Here is a 14,515-nt window from a genome sequence, read left to right as displayed (position 1 = left end):
TAGCAAGAGTATAAAAGTAGATGAAAGAGCTAATATTATAAAAATATTAAAAGGAAAGGGCAATTATAATAAACCTGAATTTGCTAACCTTAAAAACTTAGAGGGGGTTGAGTATATTATAAATAATCCTCTTTTTGGTGGGAGTGTAGAAGTATGGTTATTAGCCGATGAGAATTTCAGACTACCTAAGCTAAAAATATCGAACAAAACAGCAAGTGTAAAACTTATTAATTTAACCACTTCTGTACTTGATTTATCAGAGGCAGAGAATTTATCCCAAATAATTTCTATTGGTAATAAAGAAGTGAAAGATATTAATCTTTCTTCCACAAAAATAATGAAAAGAGGTACTATAGGGTATGATAATTTTATAGGTGATTATTTATTTTTCTCTAAATGTCCTAACTTAGAGAATATAATATTCCCTGATCTTTCTAAGGGAGTTGCTACCCCTACTACAATTGGTCTTTTTGGTCTTTTGGAGCTTCCTAAACTAAAATCGGTTGTAGATATAAGCAAATTAGAGGCGGCAATGATTATAGAATTAGCTGGACTTCCACTTGTGCCTAAAATTAGTTATCCTACTGAAATTAAATACTTTTCATACGAAGAATTAGATGGAGAGGAACCTGAATTCCCAGGCAAATTAAGCTTTGATATCGGTAAAGATATATTTGATAGAGCTGAGACCAAAGCGTTTATCAATAAATACCTCCCTAAAGACCGTTTGCGCTTTTTTGGAGGGATATCAGAATTTTCAAAAGATATAGAGTTTTACGACTATACTGCTACAGAAAATGAAAGTGGTAGAAGTTTTATTCGCAAAACAAAAGGAAATACTCTAAAAGATTTAGCGGAATCTAATAGAGCTAAAAGAAAAAAGTAGTAACTAAATCAATTTTATATGTATCATTTTTTTAAATCGATAGCTTTTGTAGCTATCATAGGAATGGCATTAGTAGGATGCCAAAAAGAAGAGTTGAACATTGCTGATAATCCAGCCAATGGAGGAAACTCACAAAAAGCTAATACAGTGGCAGTGGTTAACGAACGTACCTCTGTTACATCTAACTTCACTGTAGATGGTGTAGTGGGAAATTACAAAGGTGAAATCAACCAAGTAAAAATGAATGGTAATAAGAAACCATCTGTCCCTAATAGGATAGTAAAAATCACCCCTAATAGTAGTAATAAATTTAACCTAAGTGTTGATGGTTTTAGTATAGGAAAAATGCCTGCTGATTTGACAATTAACATCAAAGGTCTTACTTTAAATAGTGACGGCACTTTTTCAGGACGTTTTCCTGACGGAGTAAACTTACTGTTCACTGATTATCCTGCTATCATTAATGGTAAATTCTTTAAGAGTGGTAATGATATCAAAATAGAGTTTACTTTGCAAAGTTGCGGAAGATACTTGATTTTCAAAAAATTTACAGCTTCTGTACACTTTGACACTTACTAAAAAGTAGTAACTTTAAGCCTAAGGAGAAGCGCTAACTTTCTCCTTAGGCATTTATTATCGAATTGATAGGATAAATCATAAATCAGATTGATAAGATAAGTTAGATTGATAGGATTGGGGGGTAAATCAAAAAAAATCTTACCTTTGCAGGAGCTAAATAATTATTAATAACGTTATGGAAACTTCCTTTCTAAAAACCAAAGGAGGATATAGGCACTTGCGTTGCTACCAAGTAACGGAAGTTATTTACGATATTACTTTCTTCTTTACCAAGCATTTTCTAGAAAAAGGAGACCGTACTATTGACCAAATGGTGCAAGCTGCACGCTCTGGAAAACAAAATATTGCCGAAGGGAGTGAAGCAGCAAGTACTTCTTATGAAACACAAATTAAACTCACGAATGTTGCAAAAGCCAGTTTGGAGGAGCTCCTAATAGACTATGAAGATTACTTGCGCGTGCGCAATATTCCACAGTGGAATGCAGGACATCCTCGCTTTAACAAGATGCGAGCTTTTGCTCGTAGTGAACAAATATTCTCGCAATACCGTTCACTACTTGATAAGTGTAGTGATGAAGAAATAGCAAACTTGTGTATTACTCTTATTCATCAGGCTACTTATATGCTCCGCCGATTGCTCGAAAAACAACAAGAAATATTCTTGAAAAAAGGAGGTATTAGGGAGCAAATGAGGAATGCAAGGCTAAGCTATAGAGCGGGAAGTTAAATCATAAATTATCGGATTAATCTGATAAGTCAGACAAATCGGATTGATCAGAAAAAATAACCTTACTATGAAAAAAATATTTTTATTATTTATAGGGCTTGTTCTTTTGGCTTGTAAAAAAGAAGAACAAAACAAGCCTATTGAAAATACCGACCCTAAACTGCAAACAGCTATCAGCGTACTAAAAGGCGATATGGTATTAGGGCAACACGTGAAATTGGCTGGTACGGACAGATCATTATTGCCTTCGGGCGTACCTACCAAATTTACTTTTACTTGGGACGAGCCCAGCAAACGCCTCAAAATGCACCTTGAGAAAATACAACCGGGCACTATGCCTTTTGCCGTGACAATGCACGCCTCCTTGGAGGCAATGGAACTCAGCTATTGGGACAAGCAGGAATACGAGGGCAATTGGATAAAATTCTACGATAAAGCTGCCGTAACTACCCCTTATGTACCTAAAGATTACCAAGGTGCTCCTATTACTAAAGAAGGCAGTACGGTAGTAACGGGCTTCTTCAACGTAGATACACACGAGGTGTATTTCTTAATCCAATACAATATGATGAACGTAGTGGGCACGGTGTTTAAACAAAAAATTGACCGCTCTCGCTTAGCTCACTTTCAAGAAGAGCTCGATGCCTACGAAGAGGCATTGGCTGAAACAAAATTGGACACAGGGGTTGAAATCTTCCACAGTGATAACAACCAGCAAGCTATTACGCTTTTGGGTGCTACTCAAACTATTACGGCTAAGCTCACCTACGAGGGTAAAACTACAGAGGTAACCTTGCCTATCGCCTTTGTGTGGGATGGTAAAGCACCTAACAATGTAACAGGGCGTATGCAACTATCGCTTGCCAAAACGGCAGTGAGTGGGGTGAACTTGCAATTGGCATTCAGTGGCAAAGCTCGTTTTATAGATGTGCTTACCCAAAATGAGAAGACTATTTACGGGCAAGGCAATACCGATAAAACCAAACTCAAAGCAGCGGAAGTAACCACTACCCTTTGGGACGCTACGGGTACACAAACGCTTAAAACTTCTGCTAAAGGCGAAGTGCGAATGATTGTGAATGTAGAGAAAAAAATAACCTCCTTCTCTTACCTTAACAAAGAATTAGGACTTACCATTTATGCCAAAGAAGTAGCTATAAGACCTTAAGTTAATGAGAATCACCATATCCATTTTACTATTTCTATTAGGAGGAATTCTCTCAGCCCAACAGGTGCGTATGCGGGTGCTCGACAAGAGTACCCGCTTGCCTATAGCTGCGGCAGTAGTGAGTTATACCGAGCCTGCTTATAGTGATAAACTACAGCACAGCATTGCCGATGACAATGGCATTGCCCTCCTGAAAAGACGCAAGGGGGGTGTACTGCATTACACGGTGCAGTCGCTGGGCTACACACTGCTAAAAGGTACGCTAAACGCAGAAAACGAGCTCACGGTATACCTCAGTGAGGAAACTACCCAATTGGCGGGCACTACGCTCACAGGTAGAACGACGGGTGCTACCGTGCGCCCCACCAAAGAAACACCTACGGTGGTGCAGGTCATCACGGGGCAGGAGTTAGTGAAAGCGGGTTATAGCAATATCCAGCAGGCGCTGATGCAGGAAACCCCTGGGATGAATATCCAAAAGGTGGGTTTCGGCAACGAGATAAGTATGCAGGGCTTGGATGCGCGCCATATCCTCTTCTTGATGGACGGCGAGCGTATGACGGGTGAAATGGCGGGCAACCTCGATTACGAGCGCTTCAACCTGCACGCTGTGGAACGTATTGAGGTGATGAAAGGGGCGTCGTCTACCCTCTACGGTTCGAGGGCAGCAGGAGCTGTCATCAACATTATCACCAAGAAAACAGATAAGCCTTTTGCTATTACGGTAGGTTCGCGACACGCCGAGATGAACGAACGCAATTACCACAACCCTGAGCGGCGAGATTTTCTCTATATGTTTGAAAAGAATGCCGATAAGCCCAACCTGCAATCGTGGGTATCGGCAGGGGCTAAGATAGGGAAGTTTACTACCCAAACGGATGTGTGGTTCAGCAGTCAGGATGCGTATTATCTTTACCAAAAAGAACCCGATCGCAAGGTGTATACCAAAGAAGCCAATCCGTTTCTCAGTAAAGATACTGTAGTGCAAGCCACCTTTTTGCGTCCGCCAATGGGTATTGAGGGAGTTGAGCATCTCTCGGCTTCACAAAAACTGTATTACGACAGCAAAAACTTAAGCTTACAGCTATATGGCACGGGTTTTTTGATGAACTCGTATGATATGGTGCAAGACCTCTATTTCTCGCAAACCAAAGACTTCACCGGAGGGCTAAAACTCTCCTACCGTCTTAAAAACTATTTTGCACTACACGGCACTTTCCATACCGACTTTTACGAGCGCTACAAACGTCACGAACGCCGTGATGTAGATAAAAAGGTGTATGATTCTAAGATTATGCAACCGCGTCTCACGCTCACCTCGCAATACTTCAAAAAGCACGACCTCATTTTTGGGATTGACTATTTTCAGGACGACCTCACCAGCGACCGCTTTGCAGCCAATCGTATGCTCACACGAGGGTTGAAGGAATGGGAGTTCTTCTTTCAGGACACCTATACCATAAGTCCTAAGTGGCAAGTGGAAGCCGGATTGCGCACCAATTACAGTCTGCAATTTGGTACGATGGCACTGCCGAAAGTAGCCATAAAATTCTCGCCTACCGAAGCCCTTTCGTACCGCTTGAATTACGCCAAAGGCTATCGTTCGCCTTCTATTAAAGAGTTGTTTTTTAATTGGGATCACTTGGGAATGTTTCAAATTGTAGGCAATGAGATGTTACAACCCGAGAAGAACCATTACTTTTCGGTAGGAGCTGAATATGCGGTGCCTAAATTCTTTATTTCGGGGAATGCCTTTATCAATCAGTTTCAGGATAAGATAGAAGGGGTGTGGAAAATCTACGAGTTTCAGTATAACTTCGAGTATATGAACCTCAGCCAGCAACGGCTCTTAGGCTTTGACCTGCTCACCCGCTGGAAGATAGTGCCCGCCCTTACGCTCAACGCTTCCTATTCGTATGTAGATGTAAGTAAAACTGAAGGCTTGCGCATCAACACTACCTCGCCTCACGCCGCTACCGCAGGGCTTGAATACAAATGGTATCGCGACAACTACGACCTATCGGCAAACCTGACGATGAGTATGATGGGCAAGAAAACTTTTGATGTGCAAGATCGCATTACGGTGCAGGAAGAAGTACCTTTATACGGTGGTGGTACGCAACGGCGCCCTGTGAGCAAAGAGGCGTATTTCCGTTGTGAATTGCCTGCTTACGCACTCTTCAACTTAAATGTACAACAGCGCTTTTTGAAACATTACAAGCTGAACGTCGGGGCAAATAATATTTTCGATTATAAACCTTCAACCTTGGGCTCTGGCGTAACGATGTTCAACATTCCTGCTACTGCAGGGCGTAGGTTTTTTGTGCAGGTAGAGATCGATTTTTAAATTAGGAAATTAGCAAATATGAAAAGAATCTTATATAGTATACTGATAGCTTTGTTGAGTACGGCTTGTGTGAAATATGAAGCTCTGCCTTTTACAGGCAAAGTGCTACCGCGTCGTTCGGGGTACATCAATAATGTCACCAACGATTGGATATACTATAACCTCCGTACAGGTGAGATATTCAATGCCTACCAAGTGAATGCCGATATTATAGAAGGCAATCAGAAAAATAGATTAGATTGGGATTTAGCATTCTGTGGTAATAAACTCCGCACCAATAGCGGCACCAGTGGCAACGGACACGGAGGAGCTGCAGATATGGGCTTTCAGGGGTATGACCGCTGGACGAGTGTTTCGCAACTGCCTCACGACCTGCAATGGGTAGTAGATACCGACAACGTGTCTATCACTATGTCACAACGCGAGTGGATAAGCTATACCGTAGCCCATAATATCACAGGTATCCCTTGGTTTGACCCCAATAAAGGCCCCCAACAAACCAAAACCAATGCTAATCCGTTACTCAATAAGGCATTGGTTTTCTCAGGACCGCCTCCCTCTTATACCCCCTCGTTTCACACTTATATCATCCGCACTGCCGATGGTTTGCACTATTTTAAGTTACAAATAGTGAGTTGGTATGACGAGAGTATTGAAATAGGCGACACAGGGGGGCGTATTAGTTTTTATTGTGATGAGTTGAAGTAAATCAAAAAAAGTAGTATATTTGCCTTGTTATTTATCACATACTGAAAAAACAATGAAAACATTCATTATCTTTTTGTGTTGGGGCTTTTTTACTTTGGCACAAGCCCAAAGAGCTCCTATTGACCTCAAGAGCAGTGTCGTAGCGCAAGAGCCTAAATGTATAGGTATCACGAGAACTGTACAAAAGGAAGGGCGTAGCGATTTCTGGCAATGTGTTGATAGCTGGGTGTATGACCATTTTAGCTACCCACAAGAGGCTTTTGACAATGGGCTCAGTGCTGTAGTGTGGGTGCCTTTTGTAATTGATAAAAAAGGAGTGATGTCTGTAAATAAGGATTCTATAGATATCAATGTACCTTATAACAAGAAAGAGGAATTAGAAAAAGGTAAATACAAGGCTATAAAAGAAACGAGTTATCGTATTTTTGCTAATTTTCCGAAAGTAACTCCTGCTAAAAATAAAAAAGGGAAGGTTATCGCTGTGAAAGGTCGTTACCCTATTAGCTTTGAAATCCCCAAAGATGAGCATAAAAACCCTATAAAAGGGGCAGAAGGGCTTGCTAAAGCACACGAGAAAGCTTTAGCCCCTGCTGTAGAAAAAAAGGCTTATAGAGTAGGGAAAGAACACTTATCGGAGAAAGAAAAAATTGCAGATGTCGGTCAGTTTTTTAGTACTACCATTCGCAATAAATATCACTATCCTCCTGTTGCTATTGAATTGGGAATCTCAGGGAAAGTAATTATGAAGATAGTAGTAGATAAAGAAGGTAAAATAAGTGCCAAGGCAATAAAAGGTCCTAAAGAATTAAGGGCTGGAGCTGAAAAAATCTTCACGAATCTCCCCAACTTTGTGTCTGCTATTGACCAATATGGAGCTCCTATAGAATCAACCTATGTAATACCTATCAAATATTCTTTTGTTGATGAATAATCACTAAAAATATTCTTTCATTGTATAAATATCTAAGAAGCCTTTGCGACCGTTTTTTTCTATTTGGTAGATTACAGAGTAATGTACTATCAAAATTACTTTTTCAGTTCTTCAATAGTTTCGGTATTGAAAAGTGCGTGTCCTCTTTCTTCTAAGGTTGCAACAATGCTGCGTATTTTCTTTTTTAACGCTAAGGGAAGTTTGTAATAAGAGCGATCTATTTGGGTATGTCGCCCATCGTCTAAGCTAGAATTTTGATGACGAATGGCTGTCTTTTTTCCTAAGTAGTAAATAATGAATTTTACTCGGTTTTCTCTGTTTGGCTCTTCGGACTCAGATTGCGTACCATATAGTACAATGGGGTCTATATAGCCATCGTTGTTGAGGTCGGTGAGGCTTATATAGCGCGTGTAGAACCATATCGCTTGTTCAGTATCATCAATAGCATCGGTAATTGTCCAAAGTACTTGAGGCGGATTTTTTTCTTTTAGAAGCACATTGAACGCTTTTATAGAGGTTGCTTTATCGGGGTTGCTATTATTTTCAGAAATGATAAGATACTGCTTGCCTAATTTATCTTGAAAAGCATACACTTTCCTGATAGGGAATGTTACCCCTATTTCTTTAAGGGTTTCGTGAGAAAAAAGCGTTTGTACTTGTTTATCTGTAAGGAGTGTTGCTCCTGAAGAGTCGGGTTGTGCTTGTAGTGATAAGAAGCTAAAGAGCAAGAATAGATAAAGATTTTTCATAAAAACTAAATGAATTTAAAAAAGCTGCCCATTATCTTGAGCAGCTTTTTGTTATTTATAACTCGTTATTCGTCATTCGTAACTCGTCATTAAACCACGCCTTGGTCGAGCATCGCGTGCGCTACTTTCATAAAGCCTGCGATGTTAGCACCTTTCACGTAGTTGATATAATCCTTTTCTTGACCGTATTTGAGGCAAGCGTTGTGGATAGATTCCATAATTTGGTGCAATTTAGCATCAACTTCTTCGCTTCTCCACGCGAGGTGTGCAGCATTTTGAGTCATTTCGAGTCCTGAAGTTGCTACCCCTCCGGCGTTCACTGCTTTACCAGGAGCGAAAGGCATTTTAGCATCTTGGAAAGCTTTGATAGCCTCAGGAGTACAACCCATATTCGATACTTCGGCTACGAGTTTTACACCATTTTTGATAAGCATTTGAGCGTCATCACCGTCTAATTCGTTTTGGAATGCACAAGGCAAAGCAATATCACAAGGAATAGTCCACGCTTTTTTGCCTGCAGTAAACTTACTTTCTTTAGCAAATTTTTCGGCAAAAGGTGCTACGATGTTGCGGTTAGAAGCGCGGAGTTCGAGCATATAGTTAATCATTTCGTGAGTCATACCATTAGGTACTTCCACACAACCATCGGGGCCTGAAAGTCCGATAACTTTGGCACCCAACTGAGTTGCTTTTTGTGAAGCTCCCCACGCTACGTTACCAAATCCTGATACTACTACGCGTTGTCCTTTGATATCTCTGCCGAGTTTTTTAAGCATATGGTCTACAAAGTAGAGCGCGCCATAACCTGTAGCTTCAGGACGAATGAGTGAACCTCCCCAATTGATACCTTTACCGGTGAGTACCCCAGTATTGTACTCGTGGGCTAATTTTTTGTACATACCGTACATATAGCCTATTTCGCGTCCGCCTACACCCACGTCGCCAGCAGGCACATCGGTATCAGGGCCTATGTATTTCCAAAGTTCAAGCATAAAGGCTTGGCAGAAACGCATAATTTCGGCATCAGATTTACCGGTAGGGTCGAAATCAGACCCCCCTTTAGCACCTCCCATAGGTAGGGTAGTAAGGGCGTTTTTGAAAGTTTGTTCAAAACCGAGGAATTTAAGCATTGAAGGATTTACAGCTTTGTGGAAGCGGATACCACCTTTATAAGGGCCTATGGCAGCGTTGAACTGCACGCGGTAACCGAGGTTGCTTTGCACTTCACCTTTATCGTCAACCCAATCCACGCGGAAGGTATGAATGCGATCGGGCTCAACAATGCGTTCAATAATTTTAGCTTTGGCAAATTCGGGGTGCTGGTTGTACACCTCTTGTACTGATTCAAGCACTTCGTGTACAGCTTGTAAGTACTCTTTTTCACCAGGGTGTTTCGCCTCTAAAGAGGTCATAATTTTTTTTACGTCCATAATATATTAATTAGTTATGAATTATGTGTTAATGAATTGTTTTGGTTACGCAAATATATTAATGAGCGACAAAAGTACTTAATATTATTGAAATGTGCAAAGAAAACGAAAGAAATTTTTCTTAAAAAGAAAATATAAAGATTTTAACTTGTTTAAAGCTCGAAAATTTATAGCACTTTTTAGTCTTGTTTTTGTACTAAGCCACTAACAAAATGTTGATATTTTTATTTTTTCTTTCGCAGAATTTGCATTTTAAATAAAAAGCACTATTTTTGCCCCCGAAAAGAAATCTAAAAAAACTTATGTCTTTATTTCTTAGCATACTTCCGATTGCGCTCCTCATCTATTTGATGGTAAAGAAAAATGCGCTTCCTTCGTATATTGCACTTCCACTGATTGCGGGATTGGTGTATATACTTCACCTTACTTATTTTAACGGCTCGTTTGTAGCCCTAAATGCCAATTTTATCAAGGCAATTATCTCGGTAGCTACCCCTATTACAGTAATTTTTGGGGCAGTGCTCTTCAATCGAATGATGGAGATGACAGGGGCAATGAACGTATTGCGCCGCTGGTTGGGCAATATCAGCCCTAATCCTGTTGCTCAACTGATGATTATAGGCTGGGCATTTGCCTTTATGATTGAAGGCGCCAGTGGTTTTGGCACACCTGCTGCTATTGCCGCTCCTCTATTAGTAGGCTTAGGTTTCAAACCCTTGCAGGTGGCCATTCTCGCCCTAATTATGAACTCGGTACCTGTATCGTTTGGGGCAGTAGGTACGCCTACGTGGTTTGGTTTTGGTACGCTCATTGGCAATGGAGCTATTTCCGACGATCAGCTTTCGGATATTGGTAAAATTACGGCTATCATACACCTATTTGCAGCTTTCGTAATTCCGATAATGGCGCTGAAAGTGATTGTTTCGTGGCGACAAATACGCGAGAATATTGTTTTTATTCTCATCAGTATCCTTGCTTGTACCTTGCCTTATGTGGCCATTGCGTGGTTTAACTACGAGTTTCCTTCGTTGGTAGGGGGGGCTATTGGTCTTTTCATTTCGGTAGGGGTTGCCAGCAAAGGTATTGGTTTATCAAAAACTGATAACAGTGAAATACAGCACGAAAAAGTGAAGACTCCAGAGCTGTTGAAAGCCCTCTTCCCGACGGCTTCACTAATAGTAATTTTAGCGCTCACTCGCATTAAACAACTCCCGCTAAAATCTCTTTTGAACGATACTACCGAGTGGTTTACTATTAAATTAGGATATTTAGGAGATTTTCAAGTAACTAAAGGATTGATTTTCTCGTTGAAGAATATTTTTGCTACGAGCGAGAGTGAGAGTTACAAGCTGCTTTATGTGCCAGCACTCATTCCGTTTGTAGTGACGGTGCTGATTTCAATTCCGTTGTTCTCACTGAAATGGAAGCAAACTAAATCGCTTTTTTCAGCCAGTTTTGTACAGATACAAAAGCCTTTTTTAGCATTGGTGGGGGCACTTATTATGGTGAATGTAATGCTGATGGGAGGAGAAAACTCAATGGTGCAAATTATAGGTCGTGGTTTAGCCGATGCTACGGGTAGTTATTGGACGATGTTTGCTTCATATTTAGGTGCTGTTGGGGCGTTTTTCTCGGGCTCTAATACCGTGTCAAACCTCACTTTCGGGGCAGTACAATATTCGGTGGCTAATACTACAGGGCTTTCAATCCCTTTGATTCTCGCCTTGCAATCGGTAGGGGGTGCGATGGGTAATATGGTGTGTATCAACAATATTATTGCGGTATGTTCGGTATTAGGTATCGACAGAGCTGAGGGTAAAATTTTAAAAGTTACAGCGGTACCTATGTTTGTATACGGAATTATAGCGGCTGTAGTAGCGCTTTTAGTAATACCGCTCATTTTTAGCTGAAAAACAGATTAGTATTAATAAACAACAAAAGGCTGCATAGAACATTTATTCTGTGCAGCCTTTTCCAATTAATTAATTTAACCCATTTTAAACATTTCACTTCTTAGCAAAAGTAAGCAGAACAGTTCCTTTATCGTCCTTTAGTAATAACTGTTCGTTTTTCACTTCATATTTAGCTACTTTTTTCATTGCAGAGCCAAAGGCATCGGCAACTTCCATTTTGTCGGGGCAAAGCATTAGTGTAGAAGCTAAATCACTAAACACTAATTCGTTATCGGATACTTTTACGATGCCTCCCATAAAGGTATTACAGCTGTCGGAGCCATTTACCTTCATTTCTTTCACATTGAGTTTTAGGGTAGGTTGTGCTTCGGCTGTTACGGCAGTAGTTCCCATAGTAACTAATTGCCATTCACCTTGCAAACTATTAGAATTAACGCGTGCAGTATTACAACTGCCTAACCCTATTGCTACAGATAATAGCATTAAAAACTTGATTTTTTTCATTGTATGATTACTTTAAAAATTATTTCTCGGTGAAATAGATATCAAGCCCCATTGTACCATCGTCATCCTGACTATAAAACGCCATTAGTTCCTCTTCGCGGTAGTAAAATTTGTAATCTTGATAAGGATAGGGTTTATTAGATGCCGAAAAGATGATTTGGTTGTTGCGTTTATTGATGCGCCAAGCTACCTCTACTTTGTAGATGAGACGAGGTTGCTTAGTAATCGTTAGTTTTTCTTCTTTGATGATAGCTTTATCTTTCAAAAAGGTTACAAAGATATATTGTTTTGTATTGATACTATCACCAGCGGCTCTTTTAGTAATTTCACCCTCAAAGTGCCTATCGATGAGGTCGGTGCGTTCTTGTGCATATAGGTTTAGCACGCCCAAAAACAAGAGGATAACGAGAATTCTATTCATAACATTTACTTTTTTAAAGGTTTATATATTGAGTTGTTATGCTTCAAATGGGGTTGTTTTCTCGGTTTGGGTTGTAGTAGAACACTGCTGGTTGAATGGTTTTATTTGATATATTTTTTGAGTGTTTTGAGCAACTCGTTAGTTCTGAGGTTGTCGCCTTGGGCTAATAGGTTGCCTTCGGGGTCGATGAGAAAAGGTGCAGGGATGCTACTAACGCCATAGCTATTAGCGGCTTTATTTTCGCTGTCCCACACATTGTACCATACCATTCCTTCCATTTTGATAGTGTCGAGCCAAGAGTCTTTATCTTTAGGTCTATCAATGGATACAGATAGGATAACAAAGTTTTTTTCTTTGAGCTCTTTATAGGCTTGTTTGAGGTATCTGTTTTCTTTTTTGCAAGGCATACACCACGATGCCCAAAAGTCGATGAGTACGTATTTACCGCGTAAGGAAGACAACTTCAATTCTTCACCATTGGCTTGTGGGAAGGTGATTTCGGGTACGGGTTTGTGGCGTTGCAATGTTTGAGCAAAGGTTGGGGCAGTTGCTAAAAGGAAAAGCGCTATGGCTGTAAATAATAAATTTTTTCTCATTTGTGATTTTGTTTTTTAGTATTCAGATTTTACGCATACAAAAATCTGACCATTTTTTTAATGATTTGTTTTTGAGGTTATTTAATTAGAAATATCCTCCTTTTTTGCGGTCTTCCATCGCTGCTTCGGTTACTTTGTCGTCTATACGGGTTTCGCCGCGTTCCGAGATGCGAGAAGCAGTGATTTCGTTTACCACTTCTTCAAGGGTTGTAGCATTGCTTTCTACAGCGGCGGTGCAGGTCATATCGCCTACAGTGCGATAGCGTACACGCTTGTTGAGGATGGTATCATTTTCATCTATTTGAATGAAAGGTGATACAGCAATGAGGCGACCTTCGTGTTCAATTACTTCGCGGTTGTGAGCGAAATAGATAGAAGGGAGTTCAATTTTCTCTTGTTGGATATAGCTCCACACATCGAGTTCTGTCCAGTTTGAGATGGGGAATACGCGTACATTTTCACCTTTTTGGATTCTACCGTTATAGATGTTCCAGAGTTCAGGGCGTTGTAGTTTTGGGTCCCACTGGCCGAACTCATCTCTTACTGAGAAGAAACGTTCCTTGGCGCGAGCTTTTTCTTCGTCGCGGCGTGCGCCCCCGATGCAGGCATCGAAATGGAATTCTTCAATAGTATCTAATAAGGTGTGTGTTTGCAGCCAGTTACGAGAGGCGAATTTGCCTTTGGGTTCAGTAAGACCTTTAGCTTTGATAGTATCTTCTACTTGTCGTACAATGAGTTCCGCACCAATGCGTTTGGCAAGGGCATCGCGATAAGCGAGCGCTTCAGGGAAGTTGTGACCTGTATCGATATGAACCAAAGGGAAAGGTATTTTCATAGGAGCAAAGGCTTTCATAGCCAAGTGCACCAAGGTAATAGAGTCTTTTCCACCGCTAAAAAGTAGAGCAGGGCGTTCAAATTGAGCTGCTACTTCGCGCATTATATAAATACTTTCAGCTTCTAATTGTTTTAAATGTTCTTTATTCACGATTGTTACTTGTTATCTATTTTACTACATCGAAATCAAATTCTAAGGGGTAGATTCCTTGTACATCGATTTCGCGACCTTGAGCGTCTTTAGCGGGAGCCATTTTGGGGAATTTTTGAAAAAGGCGTTTACCTTCGGCTGCTAAAATAGGTTCTCCTTCTACTTTTTGAACAGAAAAATTACCTTTTTTGTCAATTAGGTAATATACTTTCACATTTCCTTTGATTTTTTTGTTGAGGGCTTCTTGAGGATAATTTAAATTATTGACTATCCAGTCGTTCAAACATTCGTCAAAATTAGCTTCTTTGGTGGTATAAATGCTTTGATAATGCAAGCAGTGAGGTTTTTGTTTTACCACTGAAGTGTTATTAATGTCAACAGCTTTACTGTCTTGAGCTTGTGTAGTAGCGAAAGTGGCTACTAATAAGATGCTTGTTACTAAGGTTTTAATTGCTTTCATTGTTTTAGATATTTTAAAATTTTCAAAAGTATTTATACATTAATTTTGCTTGATGTAATTGAGAATTGCAAAAAGCTACTTTGTTCTGTAAGTTTATTTTCTAAGGCTAAT

The 14,515-nt window shown here is 40.2% G+C and carries 14 protein-coding genes and 1 pseudogene; 8 read left to right on the top strand and 7 right to left on the bottom strand.

Features of this window, described 5'->3' with window-relative positions:
* The 7 genes and pseudogenes from HMPREF9073_RS16045 to HMPREF9073_RS11660 form a co-directional block, all read left to right on the top strand.
* Positions 1 to 886: pseudogene (locus HMPREF9073_RS16045) on the top strand (hypothetical protein); the annotation flags it as partial.
* Positions 887 to 904: 18 nt separating this feature from the next.
* Positions 905 to 1,465: a calycin-like domain-containing protein gene (locus HMPREF9073_RS11685; protein WP_009413985.1), complete on the top strand. Its 561-nt coding sequence runs from the start codon at positions 905 to 907 to the stop codon at positions 1,463 to 1,465.
* 175 nt (positions 1,466 to 1,640) lie between these two features.
* Positions 1,641 to 2,192 (top strand): four helix bundle suffix domain-containing protein, encoded by a 552-nt coding sequence (locus HMPREF9073_RS11680; RefSeq protein WP_009413984.1) that lies wholly within the window; start codon positions 1,641 to 1,643, stop codon positions 2,190 to 2,192.
* A 67-nt stretch (positions 2,193 to 2,259) separates the two neighbouring features.
* The gene (locus HMPREF9073_RS11675) at positions 2,260 to 3,360 is read left to right on the top strand and encodes a DUF4903 family protein (RefSeq protein ID WP_009413983.1); all 1,101 of its coding nucleotides are present in this window, start codon (positions 2,260 to 2,262) and stop codon (positions 3,358 to 3,360) included.
* Positions 3,361 to 3,364: 4 nt separating this feature from the next.
* Positions 3,365 to 5,707: a TonB-dependent siderophore receptor gene (locus HMPREF9073_RS11670; protein WP_009413982.1), complete on the top strand. Its 2,343-nt coding sequence runs from the start codon at positions 3,365 to 3,367 to the stop codon at positions 5,705 to 5,707.
* Positions 5,708 to 5,725: 18 nt separating this feature from the next.
* Entirely contained in the window at positions 5,726 to 6,415 is a 690-nt protein-coding gene (locus tag HMPREF9073_RS11665) for an HmuY family protein (protein WP_009413981.1), read from the top strand.
* Positions 6,416 to 6,467: 52 nt separating this feature from the next.
* Positions 6,468 to 7,346 carry an energy transducer TonB gene (locus tag HMPREF9073_RS11660; RefSeq protein ID WP_009413980.1) on the top strand — a complete coding sequence of 293 codons (879 nt, stop codon included), beginning with the start codon at positions 6,468 to 6,470 and terminating at the stop codon, positions 7,344 to 7,346.
* A gap of 95 nt (positions 7,347 to 7,441) precedes the next feature.
* Here HMPREF9073_RS11660 and HMPREF9073_RS11655 read toward each other — a convergent pair whose 3' ends face one another.
* A complete protein-coding gene (locus HMPREF9073_RS11655; protein WP_009413979.1) occupies positions 7,442 to 8,095 on the bottom strand; it encodes a M949_RS01915 family surface polysaccharide biosynthesis protein in 654 nt (217 codons plus the stop codon).
* 89 nt (positions 8,096 to 8,184) lie between these two features.
* The gene (gene gdhA / locus HMPREF9073_RS11650; protein ID WP_009413978.1) at positions 8,185 to 9,525 is read right to left on the bottom strand and encodes an NADP-specific glutamate dehydrogenase; all 1,341 of its coding nucleotides are present in this window, start codon (positions 9,523 to 9,525) and stop codon (positions 8,185 to 8,187) included.
* A 302-nt stretch (positions 9,526 to 9,827) separates the two neighbouring features.
* On the opposite strand from gdhA, the gene HMPREF9073_RS11645 reads away from it, so the two are divergent.
* Complete coding sequence (locus HMPREF9073_RS11645) at positions 9,828 to 11,435, top strand: L-lactate permease (protein WP_009413976.1); 1,608 nt, start codon at positions 9,828 to 9,830, stop codon at positions 11,433 to 11,435.
* Between the two features lie 96 nt (positions 11,436 to 11,531).
* Here the strand turns inward: HMPREF9073_RS11645 and HMPREF9073_RS11640 are convergent, their stop codons facing one another.
* The 5 genes from HMPREF9073_RS11640 to HMPREF9073_RS11620 form a co-directional block, all read right to left on the bottom strand.
* The gene (locus tag HMPREF9073_RS11640) at positions 11,532 to 11,942 is read right to left on the bottom strand and encodes an META domain-containing protein (protein WP_009413975.1); all 411 of its coding nucleotides are present in this window, start codon (positions 11,940 to 11,942) and stop codon (positions 11,532 to 11,534) included.
* Between the two features lie 19 nt (positions 11,943 to 11,961).
* On the bottom strand, positions 11,962 to 12,363 hold the full coding sequence (locus HMPREF9073_RS11635; protein WP_009413974.1) for a hypothetical protein: 402 nt from the start codon (positions 12,361 to 12,363) through the stop codon (positions 11,962 to 11,964).
* 101 nt (positions 12,364 to 12,464) lie between these two features.
* A complete protein-coding gene (locus HMPREF9073_RS11630; protein ID WP_009413973.1) occupies positions 12,465 to 12,959 on the bottom strand; it encodes a TlpA disulfide reductase family protein in 495 nt (164 codons plus the stop codon).
* 85 nt (positions 12,960 to 13,044) lie between these two features.
* Positions 13,045 to 13,944, bottom strand: a complete 900-nt coding sequence (cysD, locus tag HMPREF9073_RS11625) for a sulfate adenylyltransferase subunit CysD (protein WP_009413972.1) — start codon at positions 13,942 to 13,944, stop codon at positions 13,045 to 13,047.
* Positions 13,945 to 13,960: 16 nt separating this feature from the next.
* The gene (locus HMPREF9073_RS11620; RefSeq protein ID WP_009413971.1) at positions 13,961 to 14,404 is read right to left on the bottom strand and encodes an energy transducer TonB; all 444 of its coding nucleotides are present in this window, start codon (positions 14,402 to 14,404) and stop codon (positions 13,961 to 13,963) included.
* Positions 14,405 to 14,515 lie beyond the last annotated feature (111 nt).

This window comes from Capnocytophaga sp. oral taxon 326 str. F0382, from assembly GCF_000318295.1.
GTDB classification, from domain to species: Bacteria; Bacteroidota; Bacteroidia; order Flavobacteriales; family Flavobacteriaceae; genus Capnocytophaga; species Capnocytophaga periodontitidis.
The sequence above is the reverse complement of the archived record's forward strand: the minus strand, read 5'-3'. Positions and strand labels throughout refer to the sequence as shown.

What these genes read in the sequence shown, in the direction of transcription:
- HMPREF9073_RS11670 (WP_009413982.1), top strand. Translation starts at nt 3,365, where the DNA reads ATGAGAATCACCATATCCATTTTACTATTTCTATTAGGAGGAATTCTC.
- HMPREF9073_RS11680 (WP_009413984.1), top strand. Translation starts at nt 1,641, where the DNA reads ATGGAAACTTCCTTTCTAAAAACCAAAGGAGGATATAGGCACTTGCGT.
- HMPREF9073_RS11640 (WP_009413975.1), bottom strand. Translation starts at nt 11,942, where the DNA reads ATGAAAAAAATCAAGTTTTTAATGCTATTATCTGTAGCAATAGGGTTA.
- HMPREF9073_RS11645 (WP_009413976.1), top strand. Translation starts at nt 9,828, where the DNA reads ATGTCTTTATTTCTTAGCATACTTCCGATTGCGCTCCTCATCTATTTG.
- gdhA (WP_009413978.1), bottom strand. Translation starts at nt 9,525, where the DNA reads ATGGACGTAAAAAAAATTATGACCTCTTTAGAGGCGAAACACCCTGGT.
- HMPREF9073_RS11675 (WP_009413983.1), top strand. Translation starts at nt 2,260, where the DNA reads ATGAAAAAAATATTTTTATTATTTATAGGGCTTGTTCTTTTGGCTTGT.
- HMPREF9073_RS11620 (WP_009413971.1), bottom strand. Translation starts at nt 14,404, where the DNA reads ATGAAAGCAATTAAAACCTTAGTAACAAGCATCTTATTAGTAGCCACT.
- HMPREF9073_RS11665 (WP_009413981.1), top strand. Translation starts at nt 5,726, where the DNA reads ATGAAAAGAATCTTATATAGTATACTGATAGCTTTGTTGAGTACGGCT.
- HMPREF9073_RS11630 (WP_009413973.1), bottom strand. Translation starts at nt 12,959, where the DNA reads ATGAGAAAAAATTTATTATTTACAGCCATAGCGCTTTTCCTTTTAGCA.
- HMPREF9073_RS11660 (WP_009413980.1), top strand. Translation starts at nt 6,468, where the DNA reads ATGAAAACATTCATTATCTTTTTGTGTTGGGGCTTTTTTACTTTGGCA.
- HMPREF9073_RS11635 (WP_009413974.1), bottom strand. Translation starts at nt 12,363, where the DNA reads ATGAATAGAATTCTCGTTATCCTCTTGTTTTTGGGCGTGCTAAACCTA.
- HMPREF9073_RS11685 (WP_009413985.1), top strand. Translation starts at nt 905, where the DNA reads ATGTATCATTTTTTTAAATCGATAGCTTTTGTAGCTATCATAGGAATG.
- HMPREF9073_RS11655 (WP_009413979.1), bottom strand. Translation starts at nt 8,095, where the DNA reads ATGAAAAATCTTTATCTATTCTTGCTCTTTAGCTTCTTATCACTACAA.